At 69.2% G+C, this 18,221-nt stretch carries 16 protein-coding genes and 1 pseudogene; 3 read left to right on the top strand and 14 right to left on the bottom strand.

Going from position 1 to position 18,221, the window contains the following annotated elements; genetic code table 11:
- Positions 1-293: pseudogene (locus tag KAG51_RS13155) on the top strand (AMP-dependent synthetase); the annotation flags it as partial.
- 323 nt (positions 294-616) lie between these two features.
- Here the strand turns inward: KAG51_RS13155 and KAG51_RS13150 are convergent.
- The gene (locus KAG51_RS13150) at positions 617-1,360 is read right to left on the bottom strand and encodes a hypothetical protein (RefSeq protein ID WP_290584297.1); all 744 of its coding nucleotides are present in this window, start codon (positions 1,358-1,360) and stop codon (positions 617-619) included.
- Entirely contained in the window at positions 1,357-2,013 is a 657-nt protein-coding gene (locus KAG51_RS13145; RefSeq protein WP_290584296.1) for a helix-turn-helix domain-containing protein, read from the bottom strand. The genes KAG51_RS13150 and KAG51_RS13145 overlap by 4 nt, the downstream gene beginning before the upstream one ends.
- 181 nt (positions 2,014-2,194) lie before the next feature.
- Here KAG51_RS13145 and KAG51_RS13140 point away from each other — a divergent pair, with 181 nt between their 5' ends.
- The gene (locus KAG51_RS13140) at positions 2,195-4,615 is read left to right on the top strand and encodes an SIR2 family protein (protein WP_290584295.1); all 2,421 of its coding nucleotides are present in this window, start codon (positions 2,195-2,197) and stop codon (positions 4,613-4,615) included.
- 512 nt (positions 4,616-5,127) lie between these two features.
- On the opposite strand, the gene KAG51_RS13135 is transcribed toward KAG51_RS13140, so the two are convergent.
- The 7 genes from KAG51_RS13135 to mftA form a co-directional block, all read right to left on the bottom strand.
- On the bottom strand, positions 5,128-6,681 hold the full coding sequence (locus KAG51_RS13135) for a GMC family oxidoreductase N-terminal domain-containing protein (protein WP_290584294.1): 1,554 nt from the start codon (positions 6,679-6,681) through the stop codon (positions 5,128-5,130).
- Positions 6,678-8,045, bottom strand: coding sequence for a mycofactocin biosynthesis glycosyltransferase MftF (gene mftF / locus KAG51_RS13130; RefSeq protein ID WP_290584293.1), 1,368 nt, complete (start codon positions 8,043-8,045; stop codon positions 6,678-6,680). The genes KAG51_RS13135 and mftF overlap by 4 nt, the downstream gene beginning before the upstream one ends.
- Positions 8,046-8,065: 20 nt before the next feature.
- The gene (gene mftE / locus KAG51_RS13125; protein ID WP_290584292.1) at positions 8,066-8,779 is read right to left on the bottom strand and encodes a mycofactocin biosynthesis peptidyl-dipeptidase MftE; all 714 of its coding nucleotides are present in this window, start codon (positions 8,777-8,779) and stop codon (positions 8,066-8,068) included.
- Positions 8,780-8,792: 13 nt separating this feature from the next.
- Positions 8,793-10,028, bottom strand: a complete 1,236-nt coding sequence (gene mftD / locus KAG51_RS13120; RefSeq protein ID WP_290584291.1) for a pre-mycofactocin synthase MftD — start codon at positions 10,026-10,028, stop codon at positions 8,793-8,795.
- 61 nt (positions 10,029-10,089) lie between these two features.
- Positions 10,090-11,352 (bottom strand): mycofactocin radical SAM maturase, encoded by a 1,263-nt coding sequence (gene mftC / locus KAG51_RS13115; protein WP_290584290.1) that lies wholly within the window; start codon positions 11,350-11,352, stop codon positions 10,090-10,092.
- Entirely contained in the window at positions 11,349-11,627 is a 279-nt protein-coding gene (gene mftB, locus KAG51_RS13110) for a mycofactocin biosynthesis chaperone MftB (protein WP_290584289.1), read from the bottom strand. Before mftB ends, mftC begins: the two co-directional genes overlap by 4 nt.
- Positions 11,628-11,637: 10 nt before the next feature.
- Positions 11,638-11,751: a mycofactocin precursor MftA gene (mftA, locus tag KAG51_RS13105; RefSeq protein WP_290584288.1), complete on the bottom strand. Its 114-nt coding sequence runs from the start codon at positions 11,749-11,751 to the stop codon at positions 11,638-11,640.
- Between the two features lie 92 nt (positions 11,752-11,843).
- Here mftA and mftR point away from each other — a divergent pair, with 92 nt between their 5' ends.
- Entirely contained in the window at positions 11,844-12,437 is a 594-nt protein-coding gene (gene mftR, locus KAG51_RS13100) for a mycofactocin system transcriptional regulator (RefSeq protein WP_290584287.1), read from the top strand.
- A gap of 299 nt (positions 12,438-12,736) precedes the next feature.
- Here the strand turns inward: mftR and KAG51_RS13095 are convergent, their stop codons facing one another.
- The 5 genes from KAG51_RS13095 to KAG51_RS13075 form a co-directional block, all read right to left on the bottom strand.
- Complete coding sequence (locus KAG51_RS13095; RefSeq protein ID WP_290584286.1) at positions 12,737-13,576, bottom strand: mycofactocin-coupled SDR family oxidoreductase; 840 nt, start codon at positions 13,574-13,576, stop codon at positions 12,737-12,739.
- A 32-nt stretch (positions 13,577-13,608) separates the two neighbouring features.
- Positions 13,609-14,400, bottom strand: a complete 792-nt coding sequence (locus tag KAG51_RS13090) for an enoyl-CoA hydratase/isomerase family protein (protein WP_290584285.1) — start codon at positions 14,398-14,400, stop codon at positions 13,609-13,611.
- A 112-nt stretch (positions 14,401-14,512) separates the two neighbouring features.
- Positions 14,513-15,493 carry an ABC transporter permease gene (locus tag KAG51_RS13085; RefSeq protein WP_290584284.1) on the bottom strand — a complete coding sequence of 327 codons (981 nt, stop codon included), beginning with the start codon at positions 15,491-15,493 and terminating at the stop codon, positions 14,513-14,515.
- Entirely contained in the window at positions 15,490-17,076 is a 1,587-nt protein-coding gene (locus KAG51_RS13080) for a sugar ABC transporter ATP-binding protein (protein ID WP_290584283.1), read from the bottom strand. Before KAG51_RS13080 ends, KAG51_RS13085 begins: the two co-directional genes overlap by 4 nt.
- Positions 17,066-18,211, bottom strand: a complete 1,146-nt coding sequence (locus tag KAG51_RS13075) for a substrate-binding domain-containing protein (RefSeq protein ID WP_290584282.1) — start codon at positions 18,209-18,211, stop codon at positions 17,066-17,068. Before KAG51_RS13075 ends, KAG51_RS13080 begins: the two co-directional genes overlap by 11 nt.
- Between the last annotated feature and the right edge of the window lie 10 nt (positions 18,212-18,221).

Raw genomic sequence — 18,221 nt, 5'->3', positions numbered from 1 at the left:
TCGAGGTCGAGGACGCCCTGATGTCACATCAGGCGGTGCGCGAGGTCGCCGTGATCGGCATCCCCGACGAGAAGTGGGGCGAGCTCGTCACCGCCCTGGTGGTGCTCGACCCCGAGGCCGACGCGCCGTCCGCCGGCGACCTGATCACGCACTGCCGCCAGCACCTGGCCGGCTACAAGTGCCCCAAACGGGTCGAGTTCCGCGACGAGCTCGTCCGCACCGCCACCGGCAAGCTCCAGAAGTTCAAGCTCCGTCAGGAGTTCTGGGCCGACCAGGAGCGTCAGGTCAACTGATCTCGCACGGCTCGACGCCGTTGTCGTACACGCACCACCCCGCCACGAGGCATCGGCCACAGGCTGTCTTGCCCTGTGGGCACATCGGCGTGCCCACGGACACGACGACGCCCCCGCTCGGTGCTGGAACTCCAGCGTGAACGGGGGCCTTCGTCACGCCGTGGCGGCGGGATCTGAACTCGTTCTTGGTAGTTCGCTGACCTGCGACGATGCTAGATTCGGACTGCGATGCCAGCGAATCCGACTCACACCGAGTAGGTCCACTTCACGCTGAATCACGCAAAGATTTGGGCAAAATGTGGGCACGGATCGGGCCCGCTCCGCTACCGAAGTTCGGCCGCCCCGGCCCACCGCGCGAGTCGGGCGAGACCGACGCGCGAGTCCGGATGCTCCTCCCGCAGGTCAGCCCGCGACGATACTCGCTCAAGGGCCCGGGACACATAGCGTCGCTGGCTCTTGGTCGAGTTCGTGTCCGCGAAGTCGGAGACCTTCAGCATCGCCGACAACGCCACGAAGTCCTCGAGATGACGGCCCGCCGCGGCACTCGAGCTACTGACAGTCGTGTCAGCGGCTGCCTTCGCGATCAACGACCCGAGCAGGGTCGGCCGGCGCACGAACCCGATTCGACTTCCAACGCGCACGTCGACGAGCTCCGCGTGGTCGACGACGGTTTGACCCGCCGGGGTCTCCACGGTGGGTGAACCCGAGACGCCCACGACCTTGGCCAGGAGCCGCTCACCCAACCCCTGCGGGACAAGGACGTCGATCTGCGCCTCGCCCCGGTTCCAGCGGTGCTCGATGCCCGACGGCGACACTCCGGCGGAGGTGAACCCCATCGCCACGAGGGCTGCGGTCACATCGTGCAGGATCGTCGGCCGCAGCTTCACATCCAGCACCGCATCCGCGTCGTCGGTCGGACGCACGAACCGGTAACCACGCTCGGCCGCGTGGACGTGCACCATCTGCCCGCCGACCAGCACCCACGCCTCGGGCACCGCGTCGTGCAGGTCGAGGAGTGCGTGCCACGACGCCTCCTGACCTGCTGAGGTGACAGGGACGTCGATCACCAGAGTCGCTCCTCGAGGACCTCGCCGATGAGTCGCTCGGCAGCGGCGACCTCGCGCGAGCGGCGGTGGTCCGCGAGGTCGGCAGCAACCATCAGGCGAGGCACGCGCTCCGGAACGAAGCTGCTCACTCTCCCCACCACTTCCCCGGAGCCAGGCTCGGCTGGCACCAACCAGTACTCGGCCACGAGCGACTCCAGCTCGCCGGGCAGGAGGTAACCCTCGACCAACCCGCCCGAGGACAACCCTGCGCTCGGGATGGCCACTCCGGAGAGGCGAACCCGGTCGGCTAAGCCCGGCAGCGAATCCGTGTCCGCGTGCCACCACGAGACGTCGCCCCGCGACCGCATCCACGCCTGCACCTGACCCATCGGATCACTCGACTCGACAAGCGACCCCAGCCGCTTCCTCAGCCGCGACCGCTCACTCGACTCCAGCCAATCGACCGACTGTCCGTCGGCCATTGCCGCCGCAGTCCACGCAACGCGCTCCGACATCGGCCGCGATGGCAGCGCCCTCCAGCGGTTCACCTCACTGTCAGCGATCACCCACTGCGACCCCACCTTTACAGCACGCACCCTGCCGCTAGCCGCAAGTTGCCGGGCGCGTGCGACCGACACCCCGACTGCCCCAGCGAACTCGGCCACACTCAACATGGCACAAGCATAGCGATAGCGTGGTATTAGTGTTACACATCTGAATCTCACGTGGCTGCCGGGCGAGACCCTGCTCCGCTCGACGTGATCGAGCCGTTCATGTCGCGAATCAACCACTTCCTGACACTGCGCGCGTGCACAATATGGCTTCACGTCATTCCGGACAGCAGAGGCACAGCGCGTGGACATCGCGGACTTCGCACGAATGATCAACCCCCGACAAACCGTCGTCTTGCTTGGTGCCGGCGCATCCATTCCCTCAGGCGCACCGTCGGGCTCGGAACTTGGTCGGAAACTCGCTCGAAAGCTGAATGGAGCTGTCTCCGCTGACTCGTACCGACTGTCCGAAATCTGCAGCGTCTTCGAAAGACAGCACGGACGACAGCATCTCGCGGAGACGGTCAGAGACCTTCTCCAGTCCCTGTCACCTACGGGTGCACTTCAGTTGCTTCCGGGTTTCGACTGGTATCGGATCTACACCACAAACTTCGACACTCTCGTCGAGCAGGTCTACCAATCCGCGGACGTGCCACTGACCGTACGCCGGAGCAACTTCGACTTCAGCCGCGGTTCTTCGAGCGATCGCGTTGAACTTTTCAAGATTCATGGCTGCATCACTGAAGACATCGGTCTCGGACACCAGACTCGCATGCTGCTGACCGAGACGGACTACGAGGACTACGACGACTTCCGGCAGGCGGCGTTCCGGGCGCTGGAGTCAGACGTGCTGACGAAGGATGTCCTCGTGATCGGCCAATCTCTCGAGGACGAGCACCTTCGCGACATCGCTCGCGAAGCGCTGAAGCTTGCCGGGAAGTCCGGTGCCCAAGGACGCGTTCTCCTGCTGTCCTATCAGGAGGATGGGGTCCGGGCCGATCTTCAGCGGTCTCGTGGCGCCGCAGTCGCATTCGGTGGCCTAGACGACCTCTTCGCACATCTGGTCGCAAACCTGCCACCCGACGAGACCACCGATCAGACCTCCGGTGACTTCGTACCGTCGCTTCTGCCGAATGAGCTGGTCAGCACAACCGTTGACATCCGCCACGCCGGCACACTGTCCCCCGACGCGCGCTCCCTTTTCAACGGATCGCCCGCAAAATATGCAGACATCATCGACGGGCTGGCCTTCGAGCGGTCAGAACAGACTCGCATCACCCGGTCTTTAGCTGAGAAGCCGATCGCCGTGATTTTGGGATCCGGCGGCGTCGGCAAGACGACCCTCGCTCGTCAGATCGCATCAGAACTGGCTCACGCGGCGGACGCGGCTTGGGAACACAACTCAGCCTTTCCCTTGTCCGCGGGCCATTGGATCGAATACGAAGGTCGACTCCGTCAAGCAGGCCAGCATGCCGTGCTCGTAGTCGATGATTGCGTGGATCACCTAGCAGGAGTCAGTCAACTCGCCGACCATATCGGCGAGCAAACTGCACCTGCGCTACGGCTCATCCTGACCGCTACGACTGGCCGCTGGCGTCAGCGAACGAAGTCTCGGCGTGTGTTCACCCACGGAGAAGCCTTCACCCTGTCACGCCTAACGCGCGACGACATCGATGCGCTTCTGAATCTCACGGCTGACAAGACTGCGATCCGTGCGCTCGTCGATGAGGGCTTCATGCGCCTACCCCGCACGCAACAGGTCCGAATCCTGCGTGAGCGCTGTTCTGCGGACATGTACGTCTGCATGAAGAACATCTTCGCTTCTGAGGAGCTTGACTTCATCTTGCTACGTGAGTTCGGTGAACTTGATCCAGCCGCGCAGGACATCTACCGGCTTGTTGGCGCGCTCGAGGCCCTTGGTGCACGCGTACACCGACAACTGATCGTGCGGCTACTTCAGATCGAGGTCGGATCTCTGATGGCAGTCCTCGACTCGCTTACTGGCGTTGTTTCGGAGGTGGCCATTAGCGAGTCGAGCGGTTTGTACGGGTGGACCACCCGTCACCGTGAGATCGCGGCGACAATCGCGCGCTACAAGTATGCGGATCAGTCGGAGCTGTACAGGTTGTTCGACAACTTGGTGGACAGCTTCAACCCCTCATTGCGGTTGGAAGTTGAAACCGCGCGTGCCCTGTGCACCGAAGAGCTCGGGATTAATCGACTGGCTGACCCCGACCAGCAGGTCGAACTGCTGCAGCGTGTGATTCGAGTCCTGCCGGGTGAGGGCATCCCCAGGCACAGACTCATTCGCAAACTCATCGATCAAGACCGCCTAGATGAAGCCTCCGCAGAACTGCGCGCGGCACACGAGGCGATCCGGATGAATCCAGTTCTCGCCAGGTACGAAGTCTTGATCCTGTCTCGCCGATCCGAGCTGACGCACGGCTTGATGGACGAGGATCGTGCAGCGCTTCTCTGGAACGCAGAGGCAAAAGCTCGGCAACTCCTACAGAAGTACCCCGATGACATGCATAGCTACCGGGTCTTCGCTGATGTGGCCATCAAACTTTCTCAGCGGACTGGGAACGTCTCGCCGCTCGCCGACGCTATGTCGGCCGCTCGCAAGGCGGAAGGCCGACTGCTCGACCCGGCATTAGGCGAGGTCGTCGCCCGGATCGAAGAGGAGCAGCGACGCTCGAAAGTCGTCCGCGCACAATCCTCGTGAACCCGCTCAGCCGGTGGGGCGATCCTCCAAAACAACGCGGCATGTGACCAGCGATAGTGCGTCGGCTCGAGCGCTGACGCACGTGCACTCACGGGTCCTCGACCCGATTCACCCGAACCCAGGTTCCGGCGACGCCGAAAGGCGGTGAACGTCGTCGACCGGTTAGACAGCCATCGCTGGGGTGCCATCCGCACCTCAGCCTTCGGATGCGCGGCAGCGGTCCAGCATCGCAAGTTCTAGGGCACGTGCTGTGCAGGCCCGGAGGATCACGGGTCCAATATGCGAGCAGGCCAGGCAATGTCCAGCACAACTGTCAACCCGCTTGGCAGCCGTGCGGCGAGGGGTGCCAGGGAGACCAGAACAGGCCAAAACACTGAGATGCCGGGCCGCCAGCCTCACGCAGTTCAGTCCACATTTGCCCCGATCGCGTCGCAACTGAGACCGGAACTGAGACCAAGCCCCGGGACGTGCTGAAGGTCGGTTCACGGCACAGAGCACATCCCTCCGTCCTTTCAGCCGGGCAGTACGATCCGCTCCGCCGCCAGCCACGCGAGCGCCATGACGGGCGCCGCGGTGTTGCCCGAGACGTGGTGGGGGAACGCGGAGGCGTCGACGACCCGGAGTCCCTCGACGCCCCGCACCCGGAGGTCGGTGTCGAGCACCGCACCCTCGTCCCGACCCGCCGCACAGGAACCGACCGCGTGGTAGATCCCGCCCCCGTGGGCACGGACGTGCTCCACGACGTCGGCAGGCTCGACCAGGTGGGGCCCGGGGAACACCTCGGACGCGACGTGCGACGCGAGGCCCGATGCGTCGACGACCTGCCGCGCGTGGGCCAGGATCCCGGCGGTCGTGCGCTGCTCGGCGGCGTCCTCGAGGTGGCGCGGGGTGATCACCGGGAGCGCGGACGGGTCGGCCGATGCCACGTGGGTCGAGCCTCCGCTCGTCGGCCTGGTCGCGTACCCGGTGAACAGCAGTCCGGAGTACGGCGCGAGTCCGAGCTCGGTGGCCGTCTCGTCGATCGCCATCGGCACCCAGACGCCGTGGGCGTCCGGTGCCGTGCTCGTGGGGTCGGACGTGAAGCGGCTGGCGACGTCGTAGCCGCTCGTCGCGACCGGACCCTGCCGGGTCGCGAGGTAGCGCAGGCCCTCGCGGACCTGGCGCGGCCGGGTGTTGAGGCGTTCGGTGACGCCGCGGCGGTCACGGAACCGCACCTGCAGGCTCAGGCCACGGTGCTCCACGACCCCCTCGCCGACCCGAGGACTGTCGACGACCCGCGGGATCCCGGCCGCCCGGAGCGCCTCCGCGCCGCCGATGCCCGAGCGCTCGAGGATCGCGGGCGACTCGATCGTGCCGGCGCACAGAAGGACCTCACGACAGGCCTCCACCGTGCGCACCCCGGCCCGGTCACGCAGCACGACCCCGGTCGCGCGCCCGTCCGTCATCTCGATGCGCTCTACGACGGAGCCGGTCACCACGGTGACGTTGGGCCGGCGCCGGGCCGGGCGCAGGAACGCGGTCGCCGCGCTGACCCGGCGGCCCCGGGAGGTCGTGGCGGGCGTGTAGCCGATGCGGTCGCCCGCCGAACGGTTGACGTCGGCGACGCGGCGCAGGCCGACCGCGACAGCTCCCGCGATCACCGCCTCGCTGACGTCGTCGCCCTCCTTCGGCACGGTGACGCCGAGCAGACCGGACTCCATGTCCGCGAACGCGCGCGCGAAGTCCGACGGCCCCCACCCGTCGCCGACCACGGACTCCAGGTCGTCGTAGTCGCGCTCGTCGCCATGCACGTACATCAGCCCGTTGACGAGGGTCGAGCCGCCCAGGCCCTGGCCGCGCAGCCAGGCCTCCGGCGGGACACCCTCCCCGGACCGGGTCGGGTAGCGGAGCGTGTGCCGCGGCGAGCGCATCGTGAACACGAAGGCCCGCGGCACCGCCAGACGTGGGTCGCGACCACGGCCGCCGCGCTCGACGAGCAGGACCGAGACCCCGGGGTCGACCGACAGCCGGTTCGCGAGCACGCACCCGGCCGCCCCTGCGCCGACCACGACGTAGTCGAAGCTCATGAGCGTCGCCGCGGACGACGCACGACGTGAGGCAGCAGGGCTCCCAGCATCCGATGGCGCGCGGCACCCCACCAGACCCCGGACCCGTAGGCCACGTCCGAGGCACGCCGCGCCGCGACGAAGGTCAGCGGGTCGGTCTGCCGGTCGCCGTCGGACCAGGCCGCGAGCCCCTCGGCGACCGCGACCACCATGACCGTCCGGCGCACCCGTCGCGACACGAGCGCCAGCGCGATCGTGAGCGGTGCGGCGTGCCTCAGCACCAGCCCGGCACCCTGACGGGACGTGCCACCCAGCGCCGCAACCGCCAGCCGCGCCCGTTCCGGAGCCGGCTCCCCCGACGCATGACGCCAGACCTGGCCCGCCACGACGGCCGCAAGAGCCACGGTCGACCATCGGCCACGACCTCGCGACAACGGCACGCTCACGAGCAGGGCCGCCTGGAGCGGTGTCAGCACGGCCGGGGCGACCTGGGTGTCGTGACGCTGCGCCAGGGGCGCAGCGCTCGTGCCGTAGAAGAGCTGACGGCCAAGCCAACCGCGCACCGTCGGCCGCTGCTCGTGGGCCACGACGACGCCCGGCTCGTGACGCACCCGGTGCCCGCCGGACAGCAGTCGCCAGACGAGGTCGACGTCCTCGCCGCTGCGGAGCCCCCCGTCGAAGCCGCCGCCCAGGCGGTCGACCCGGGCCACGAGACAGGCACTGGGGACGTAGGCCACGGCCGACCACGGGCGCACCGCGGCGGGGACCGGGCCGAGGTCGAGCCCGCCGGCCGAGCGCTCGTACCGCTGGAACCATCGCGCTCCTGCCTCGGCCCACACCCGCGGCGCGACCGCCGCCAGCGCGGGGTCGACGAAGTGCGGGAGCAGCGCCTCGAGGTCCGCGGGATCGGCCGCGACGTCGGAGTCGACGAAGGCGACGAGCGGAGTCGTGACGCGACGCAGTCCGACGTTGCGGGCGGCGGCCGGTCCGACGTTGACGGGCAGCCGCACGAGGTCGGCACCGTGCCGCGCGACCACGGCGGCAAGCGCAGCCGAGTCGCGCGAGGCGTCGTCCACCACGACACAGGCCAAGCGGCCCCCGAGTCGTGCCAGGAGCCGGTCGACACCGGCCGCGCGGTCACGCACGGGCACCACGACCGTCACGTCGGCCAGCGAGAACGGGCCGTCCTGGGTGAGGATGGGCACCGCGAGGTCGAGGTCGAGCAGCCGGGCGACCAACGCCTCGCCGAGCGGGCTGCTCGCGTCGACCTCGCGCTGCCGCAGGAGGTCACGCGCCCGCGGGTCGAGCCTCAGCATCCGTGCACCGCGTGTCAGGCCCTGCCCGACACGGACGTCGTCGTGGAGCCGCACCCGAAGGCCGGCCACGACACGCTCCTGCGTCGTGGTCACGACACCGCGGCCGGGTGGCGGAGTCGACCTCGCGCGTCGACGACACCGGCGATCACGACCTCGATCGTCTGTCGCACCATGTCGTCCAGCACGCGTCGACCCAGCTGCTCGTCGGCGTCGGATGGGTCGCCGAGCACGCCGTTGGGCGACACCGCGCCCACGCCGCCGGTGACCAGCAGGCCGAGGATGTCCTCGAGCGGACGCGTGTCGCCCGCCTCCGCCCGGTCGAGCCGCACCGACTCGGGACGCAGGTGCAGCATCAGCGAGGTCTCGGTCAGGCCGGCGTGGAGGTCGACGTCCTCGGTCGCGCACGGGGTCCATGCGACGTCGTGTCCCTCGTCGATGAGCTGACGCACGGCCGAGGAGAGAGCCTCGAGGTTGCCGCCGTGCCCGTTGACGAGCACGATCCGACCGGCCCACGTGGCCATCGAGCGGACGAGCTCCAGGACCGTCGCCCGCAGGACAGGACCGCCGATCGAGCTCGTGCCGGCGAACGACTGGTGCTCGCCGCTGGACCCGTAGGCCAGCGCCGGGGCCACCACCGCACGCGGCAGGCGGGCGGCCGTCTGCCGCGCGACGGCGTCGGCGATCACGGTGTCGGTGTCGAACGGCAGGTGCGGTCCGTGCTGCTCGGTCGACCCGACCGGCACCAGGACCAGGGGCCGGTCGGTCAGCTCGGGCCACACGGAGTCGGCCAGCAGCACGGTCATGGTGGCGTCCTCCTCAGCCGGCCGTGATCTCAGCCGGAGCCGGGACGGCGCCCAGGGCACGGTGGAAGTCGGCCGGCACGTGGAAGTGCTCGGGCGTGAGCTCGTCGAGCGAGGCGACCCCCATGCCGAGCATCGCCGAGTCGATCCCACTGCGCAGGACGTCGAGCACGTTGCCGACACCGGCCTCGCCGTTGGCCGCGAGACCCCACAGGTAGGCGCGGCCGATCATCACGGCTCGGGCGCCGAGGGCCACGGCCTTGACGACGTCGGAGCCGCGGCGGATGCCGCCGTCGAGCAGCACCTCGAGGTCGTCGCCGACCGCGGTCGCGATGGGGTGCAGCATCCGGATCGCGGCCGGCGTGCCGTCGAGGTTGTTGCCGCCGTGGTTCGACACCGAGATCGCGGCGACGCCCGCGTCACGGGCACGCAGCGCGTCGTCGACGCGGGAGACACCCTTGAGCATGAACGGGCGGCCGCTGATCTGCGCCCACTGCTCGCGCATCCAGGTGACGTCGTCCCAGCTGGGCGGGGGCGTGGTCATCCACTCGTAGTACGCGCCGAAGAACGTGGGGCCCTTCGTGGCGCCGGGCGCCGCCAGGTTGGGGGCGGTGAGGTCGGGGATGCGACCAGACTTCGCGAAGGTCCAGAGCCAGCGCGGCTTGCGCAGCACGTGCGGCGCGAAGCGGACGGCCGCGGCCAGGTTGACCTTCTCGGGGATCTCGGGGCTTCCCCAGTCGCGGCCCATCGAGAACGACCAGTCGAGCGTCGCGATCAGGCCCACCGCTCCGGCGTCGTGCGCGCGCTGCATGCGCTGGACCATGACGTCGCGGTCGCCGGTCCAGTACATCTGGAAGAACGTGGACGGCGCGGCCTGCACGACCTCCTCGACCGACTTGCTCGCGAAGTTCGACAGGCCCATCACGGTCCCGCGTGAAGCCGCCGCGCGGGCCACCGCGACCTCGCCGTCGGGGTGCACGGCCTGCACCCCGGTCGGGCTGATGATGACCGGCAGGCTCGCGTCCTGGCCCATGACGGTCGTGGCCATCGAGCGGTCGGCCCGCTGTCCCGCGACGAGCGGGGCGAAGCCGAGCTCGGTGAACGCCTGCTCGTTGTCGGCGATCGACTGGCCGCGCTCCGACCCGGCCACGAGGGCGCCGTAGACGGGGGCGGGCAGACGCTTCTTCGCGCGCTGCTGGGCCACGGCGACCGACTCGAACCAGGGGTTCTGCTTCCAGGGGTTCAGCTTCATCGGGTGGTGCCTTTTCGTGATGGGGTCCGTGCCACCGACGGAGGTGGCGGTGGCACGGAGCTCAGGGGGTGAAACCAGCAAGCGGGCTCTCGGCGCAGGCCGAGGTGGGCGGCGCGGCGGGCCCGTCCTCGAGTCCCGGGCGGCGCGAGAGCGTCAGCATGACCGGCTGATTGCGGGTGGGGTTGGCCTTGGAGTGGTCCTGGCCCTGCGGCGGGAGCACGCGGTCGGGCGAGGCCAGGGCGGACTCGCCGTAGCCCTGGACGCACTCCGGGTCGGGACCGTCGAGGGGCAGGCCCGTGAAGAACTTGGCGGCCATGCAGCCACCGCGGCAGGAGTCGAAGAACGCGCACGACGAGCACGCACCGCCGGTCTGCGGCGAGCGCAGCTCGGCGAACAGCTCCGAGCGCTGCCAGACGGTCTGGAAGCCGCCGTCGGCCAGGAGGTTGCCGGCCAGGAAGTTGTCGTGGATCGCGAAGGGGCACGCGTAGACGTCGCCGATCGGGTCGATCAGGCACACCACGCGGCCGGCGCCGCACAGGTTCAGGCCGGGCAGCGCTCCCCCACCGTCGGTGCCGCCGAACGCGGACAGGTGGAAGAAGGAGTCGCCCGTGAGGACGTCCCCGCCGTTGGCGACGAGCCAGTCGTAGAGCTCGCGCTGCTGCTCGGGCAGCGGGTGCAGCTCGTCCCACACGTCGGCCCCGCGGCCCGAGGGGCGCAGGCGGGTCAGGCGCAGCGTCGCCCCGAAGCGGTCGGCCAGGGCCTTGAACTCGTCGAGCTGACCGATGTTCTGCCGCGTGCAGACCACCGAGATCTTCGCGTCCTCGAACCCCGCGTCCTGCAGGTTCTGCAGGGCCGTGATCGCGGTGTCGAAGGAGCCGGGACCCCGCACGTAGTCGTTGACCTCGGCGGTCGCGCCGTCGAGCGAGATCTGCACGTCGACGTAGTCGGTCGAGGCCAGGAACCGCGCCCGCTCGGGGTTCAGCCGCACGCCGTTGGTCGAGAACTTGACCCCCACCTGGTGGTCGACCGCGTACTGCAGCAGGTGCCAGAAGTCGGGGCGGATCGTCGGCTCACCGCCACCGATGTTGACGTAGAAGACCTGCATCCGCTGCAGCTCGTCGATCACGGCCTCGCACTGCTCGGTCGTGAGCTCGCGCGGGTCGCGGCGACCCGACGACGACAGGCAGTGCGCGCACTCGAGGTTGCAGGCGTAAGTGAGCTCCCACGTCAGGCAGATCGGGGCGTCGAGGCCCAGCTCGAACTGCTGGATCAGGGTGCCGCCCTGCGGCCGGACGGTCTCGGGACGGGACTCGAGGATCGTCATGCGACGGCTCCTTCCATGGTGCGGGGACGGATCATGTCAGCGGCCGCGAGGCCGGCAAGTGCGTCGACGTACCCCGGCCACTGCGCCTCGGGCACCCCGGCAGCCACGAGCGCGGCACGGACGTCGGCGTGGTCGGCCAGACCACGCACGACCTGCACGAGCTCCATCCGCTTGAGGAACGTGAGCTTGCGGTTGCCGAAGTGATAGGCCATGGCCCCGAACGGCTCGGGGCGCAGCGCCACGGCGGGCGACAGGGTCCAGGGTTCGCCCAGCATTGCGGCGTCCTCAGTACACGCCGCACATGCCGTCGATCGAGACCTCTTCGATCAGGCTCTCGGACGTGACCGGCGCGTCGGCGGTGGGCTCGGCGCCCAGGGCGGGGCTGGTGGGCTCGTGCATGGCGGGACCTCCTGTGGTGGTGTGGCTCACACAATAACCGCATTCGATGCAGAAAAGGAAGGGGTGCTCCAGGATTGGTACATTCCCGTGCCATGAGCCGTTCTGTCCGCGCGTCGCCGGGGCGCCCGCCACGGACCGACCGCGCCGAGATCGAGCAGGCAGCGTTCGGACTCTTCGCGGTCCACGGCTTCGACGGCACGACCCTCGACATGATCGCCGGCGAGGTCGGGGTCGGCCGGCGCACGCTCTTCGGCTACTTCGCCTCGAAGAACGACATCCCCTGGGGAGACTTCGCTGCAAGCCTCGCCTCGTTCCGCACGATCCTGGCCGACCAACCGACCGACGAGCCGCTGTGGAGCTCGGTGCACCGCGGCGTCGTCGCGTTCAACGACTTCGACGAGGCCGTCATGCCGCTGCACCGCCAGCGCATGCAGCTGATCCTGTCGACCCCGACGCTCCAGGCGCACAGCGTGCTGCAGTACGGCGCCTGGCGGCGGGTCATCGTCGACCACGTCGCCGACCGCACCGGCACCAGCGCGGGTGATCCGCTGCCGCAGGCGGTCGGTCACGTCAGTCTCGCCCTGTCGATCTCGGCCTACGATCAGTGGCTCGCCGACGGGAGCGTCCGGCTCACGACGTACCTCGAGGAAGCGATGACGCACCTACGCAATTACCTGCGCATCTAGCTCCACTCGACCATCACCTCATGATCATCGGCGGACACTCCCAAGCGCGGACCCGTTTGCAAACGCCCTTCCACTGCAGACGGATATTCACGAGCACGACGAGCTCCGAACACGCCCCGGAGGAAGTCGCCGAGGTCCATGACCCGCGGACCACGAGTCCGAGCTGGTGCCGTCGCAGGCCTTGGCGTCGTTTACCCGACGACGTCCCGCCGACCCGAGATCTTCGCCGACTGCAACGGGCCCCGCACCCCTTCCGGGGAGCGGGGCCCGCCACACGCGGTCCCGTCGGCCAGAATTCGTCAGCCCGGCAACTTGGCGAGAAACCCCGCGTCGACCGGGAGCTCGACCCCGGTGATGTACCGCGCCTCGTCCGAGGCCAGGAACGCCACCGCGTTCGCCGTGTCCTCGGCTTCCATCCACGGAATCGGCAGCAGGTTCATGCGCTCGAAGAGGTGCCCGAAGTCGTCGGCCGTCGGGTTCTCCACTCCCGGGGCGAAGGCGCCCCAGATCGCCGGGTTCTGGATCATCGTCGTGTTGGTCGAACTGGGGTTGACGGTGTTGACCCGGATGAAGTGCTGCGCGAGTTCCTGCGCCAAGGAGCGCATCAGGCCTACGACGGCCGTCTTGCCCATGTTGTAGTGCACCTGGTTCAGGAAGCCCTTGTTGGCCGCGGTCGACGCGAGGATCACGATGGAGCCACCACTGCCCTGCTCGATGAGGTGCGGGACGGTGGCCTTGCAGACGTTGTACGGACCCATCATCTGGACGTCGATCATGTCCTTGAACATGTCGTCCTGCATCTCCACGAACGTCGCGCTCGACCAGATGCCCGCGTTCGGGACCACGATGTCGAGACGCCCGAGCTCGGCGATGCCGTCCTTCACGGCCCTCTCGATCGACGCGCGGTCCCGCACGTCGGCCTTGCGGATCACGACACGGCGCCCCTCCTTCTCGACGAGGCGGGCCGTCTCCTCCAGGTCCTCCCACGTCGCGAGGTCGTAGGGCACGGTGTCGATCTGCTCACAGATGTCGATCGCGATGATGTCGGCGCCGTCGCGCGCCATCTTGACGCAGTGGGCGCGACCCTGGCCGCGCGCTGCGCCCGTGACGAAGGCGACCTTGTTGTCCAGCTTTCCCATGACGTTCTCCTCGTTCGATGTGTGTGCGGGCGTTACTTCGAGTCGGGCAGGATCGAGCCGCTCATGCCCATGACGGCCACGGCCTGGTGCAGGAAACCGTCGGACTGGTTCTCGGCGGCGAGCTTGGTCCACTCGCGCTTGAGCAGGATGCGGGTGAAACGGATCGCCAGATCGGTCTTCCCCGCCACCTCGGCCGCGAGCTCGAGCGCCCGGGGAAGCACCTGGTCCGGCTCGACGACCTCGTTGACGACACCCCAGTCCAGCGCCTTCTGGGCGTCGAGGACCTGGCCCGTCAGCAGGAAGTAGCGACCACGGTTCGGGCCCAGGATGGCCGGCCAGATGTACTGGACGCCGTCCCCGGGGACGATCCCGGACGGGAAGTGGGGGCCGTCCTGGAACGAGGCGGTCGTGGAGGCGACCGTGATGTCCGACAGGATCGGCAGCTCGGGGTGGATCGACGCCGGGCCGTTGATGGCCGCGATGACCGGCACCTCGATGTCGAGCAGGTTGTTCACGAGCCGCGTGCCCTCGAACATGATGTGGTACCAGCCGTGCGGCGTGCTCAGGTCGAAGCTGTCGAAGTCGATCTGGTCGCAGTAGGCGTCGCCGGCGCCCGTGAGGACGACGACCCGGTTGCCCCGGTCGTTGGCGACGTCGGCGAAGGCGTAGGCCAGCTCGTCGTGGGCCTTGGCGGTCCACACCAGCGACCCGCCGTCGGTGTGGAAGGTCATCGTCAGGACGCCGTTGTCGTCCCGGTCGAACTTCACGTTCTCGTACTTGTCCTTGTACTGGTCCAGGGTCGGAGCCAGGATCTCCATCGGCATGGGGGTGCCCTTCTCGTGGGGTGGGGTGGTGGATCACGTCGAGGTCGGCCGTGAAAACAATCACTTGTTTGTAAGCGTAGTGACCGTCGTCACGTCCGTCAACGGTCGTGTTTCAGCTGCGGGCCCGTCGTGCGGACCGGGCCGCCAGGGCGACCGCCGCGATCAGCGCGACGCCGTTGAACAGGTCGTTGATCTCCGGCGGCGCACCAGCGAGCTGGAGTCCCTTCACACCGGTGGCGAGCAGGTACACCGCCACCAGCGTGCCGAGCACGTTGACGCGCCCCGGCTTGATCTGGGTCGCCCCCAGGAAGGCCGCCGAGAACGCCGGCAATAGGTACGGCGGACCCGCCAGGTGGGATCCGGATCCCAGCTTCGCGGCGAGCACGACGCCCGCGATCGAGGCCAGGAGTCCGGACAGGATGAACGCGTACGCGGTGATCCGGTCGACGCGCAGGCCGGTCAGCCGCGCGGCCTGCGGGTTGCCGCCCGTGGCGTAGAAGTGCCGCCCGAGGGGCGTGTACTCCATGACGTACCAGAGCACCGCAGCCACGACCGCGAGGTACACGACCGTCAGGGGGACGCCCAGCAGGGTCCCGCGACCCGCCTGCGTGAACCCCTCGGAGATCCCGTTCACGATCGGCTGCCCGTCGGTCACGGTGTACACGCCGGCGGCCAGGATGCTGCTCATGCCCAACGTCGCGATGAAGGAGTCGACCGAGAGCTTCACGACGACGATCGCGTTCAGCACGCCGACCAGGAGCCCGGAGGCGAGTGCCACGAGGACCGAGATCACCGGATGGATCCCCTGCGACTGCAGGTACACCGCGATGACGAGGCTGAACCCGAGCTGGGCCGCCACCGACAGGTCGAAGATGCCCGCCGCGATCGGCACCACGAGCGCCAGGGCCACCAGGCACGTGACGGCCTGGTCGTCGGCGACGCTCCGCAGCGTCTGGGTCGTCGGGAACGTGTCCGGCAGCCACACGGCGAACAGGGCGATCAGCAGCGCCCAGATGTACAGGCCGCTGTAGCGAGCGAGCCCGAAGGAGCGACGGGGGCGCTTCCCCCGCCCGCTCTCGATGTCCGTGGTCATGCTGTCCCTTCCGCAACGGACTGCAGCGTCGCCGCAGTGATCTCGTCAACCTCCATGGGCGCGACCATGTCGCGTACCCGCCGCCCGCCGACCATCACGACGACGCGGTCACACATCTCGGCCAGCTCCTCGCTCGAGGAGCTGCACACCAGGACCCCGAGCCCCTCGGCGACCGCCGCACGGATGTGCGACCGGATCTGCGCCTGGGCGCCGACGTCGACGCCCTGCGTCGGTTCGTCCAGCACGAGCACCGTCGGTGAGAGGCGCAGGGCGCGGGCCAGCACGACCTTCTGCTGGTTGCCGCCCGACAGCGACTCGATCGGGAGTCCGCCGTCGCGCGGACGGACGTCCAGCCGTTCGATCCACGCGTCGGCGTCGCGGCGCTGCAGTCGGGCCCGCAGAGCACCCCGGCGCCGCAGGGGTCGCAGGTCGGCGATCACGACGTTCTCGGCGACCGAGTGTCCCGTGACGATGCCGTTGGTCTTGCGCTCGGCCGGGACGTACGACATGCCCGCGGCCTTGCACAGGTCGGGACGCCCGGCGGCGATCCTCCGACCCGCCACGACGACCTCGCCGGACTCCGGCGAGAGGTCCCCGGCGACGAGCCGCGCGACCTCCTCTCGCCCCGAGCCGGTGATGCCGGCGACCCCCACGACCTCGCCGCCTGCGACCGTGAGATCGAGGTCGCGGACGACGGCGCCGTTCAGCCCCGAGGTCGCGAGCACGACGTCGCGGAGCTCGGACTGCGGCTGGGCCACGTGGTCCACGTCGAGCGTCCGGCCGGTCATGAGCTCGACGAGCGAGCCGTGGTCGAGCTCGGCCACGGGACGGGTCGTGACGACCTTGCCGTCCCGCAGGACCGTCACGCGGTCGGCGAGGTCGAAGACCTCCTCGAAGTGGTGCGAGATGAACAGCACGCCGATGCCCGCCGCGCTCAGCCGTCGGATCGACGCGGCCAGTCGCCGCACCTCCGACTCGGGCAGGTTCGCCGTCGGCTCGTCGAGCACCACCACGGCCGGCGTCTCCCGTCGCGGCGAGAGGGCCCGGGCGATCGCGATCGCGGTGCGCTCGCTGATCGACAGGGTCGACACCGGCTGCGTGACGTCGATGTCGTAGCCGAGCCGGTCGAGGGCCTCCCGGGCGGCGGCCCCCTCGGACCGCCAGCGGATGCGCCACGGCCAGCCGGTGTCGTAGCCCTGGCCGAGCGCGAGGTTGTCGCGAGCGTCCAGGGCCGCGACAAGGCCCAGGTCCTGGTGGACGAAGCGCAGGCCGGCGGCGTCGGAGGCGCTCGGGTCGCTGAGGTCCAGCGCCGTCCCGGCCACCGTGACCGCGCCGCCGTCGTCGGGGTCGTAGACGCCCGCGAGGATCTTGACGGTCGTCGACTTGCCCGAGCCGTTCTCCCCGACGAGCGCGTGCACCTCGCCGGGAAGGACGTCGAAGCGGATGTCGGTCAGGACCTGCGTGCCGTCGAACGTCTTCGAGAGCCCGACGACGTCGAGCGCCGGGACGACGCTCGACGCGACGCCCGCGGAGGCGGCGGTCGGGACCGCCGCCTCCGCACCGGGGTGCTGGCTATCCGACATTCCAGAGCTTCTTGAACGCGCCCTCGTACCCGTCGACGCCGACCCAGTAGCCGCTCGGGTCGTACACCGCGCTGCCGACGTTCTCGGGGGTCAGCAGCTGGGTCGGGGTCGGGGAGCCGTCGGCCGCGACCTCCGGGTCGTCGCCCACGAAGTGGCGCGCGAAGGCGTCGATCACGCGCCAGCCGATGAGCGGCGAGAGCTCGGGCACCCACATCGCGTTCTCGCCGGTCTCGAGGCTCTTGAGGTTGTCGAGGCCCGGCAGCTGCCCGGTGACCTTGACCTTGCCCTGCAGCCCCGCGGCCGCGAGGGCCGGGTTGAGCCCGATCGTCAGGTCGCCGAAGCTGAACACCAGGTAGTTGGTCTGCGGGGACCGCTGGAGCTCGCTGACGATCTGCGCCGGCAGCTTCGTCCCGATGTCGGTGACGTTCGCGTCGGTGATCGTGACCGAGCAGCCGGAGCACCAGCCCTCGATCGAGGTCTTCACCTGCTCGCTGTACTCGTGGAGGATCGGGAAGGCCGGGGTGTCGACGATTAGCACGTCGGCGGCTCCGCCGCTGTCGGCGACGATCCAGGCCGCGTTGAGCTCGGCCAGCCGCTTGACCGCGGGGGTGTTCCGGATCTGCGCGAACGCCTGCTCGGGCGTGTCGGCACCGAGCGCCTCGGAGAACACCGCGATGCCCTCGGACGCGGCCCGCTCGAGCTGCTGGCTGATCGACTGCGTGGTGTAGCCGGAGTAGTAGATGCCGTCCGGCTTCTTGTCGATGGCCTGGTCGAACGCCTTGGCGGGCGCCTCCGGCCCGTCGCCGACGACGACCGTCTCGTAGCTCCAGCCGAGCGACTCGGCGGCCTTGCGCATCGCCTCGCCCTCGACCTTGGCGACGTCGACCGGGACCTGGAGGGCGACGATCTTGATGTCGCTCGGCACAGGCTTGGACAACGGCGTGTCGTACCCGAGCGAGGTGGGGTTGGCCAGGTTGTCCTCCACGAGCTGGGTCACCTCGGCGGGGACCTCACCGGATCCGGAGCCGGAGCCCGAACCCCCGTCGTCGCTGCCACAGGCAGCGAGCGTGGACAGGGACAGCAGCACGGCGGCTGCCGTCATGGCGTGGCGGCTGACGAGCCTGGGACGTGACATGACTTCTCCT

Source organism: Aeromicrobium sp. (assembly GCF_023146395.1).
Taxonomy (GTDB): Bacteria; Actinomycetota; Actinomycetes; order Propionibacteriales; family Nocardioidaceae; genus Aeromicrobium.
Note: the sequence above shows the minus strand (reverse complement) of the source record. Positions and strands in the feature narration are given on the sequence as shown.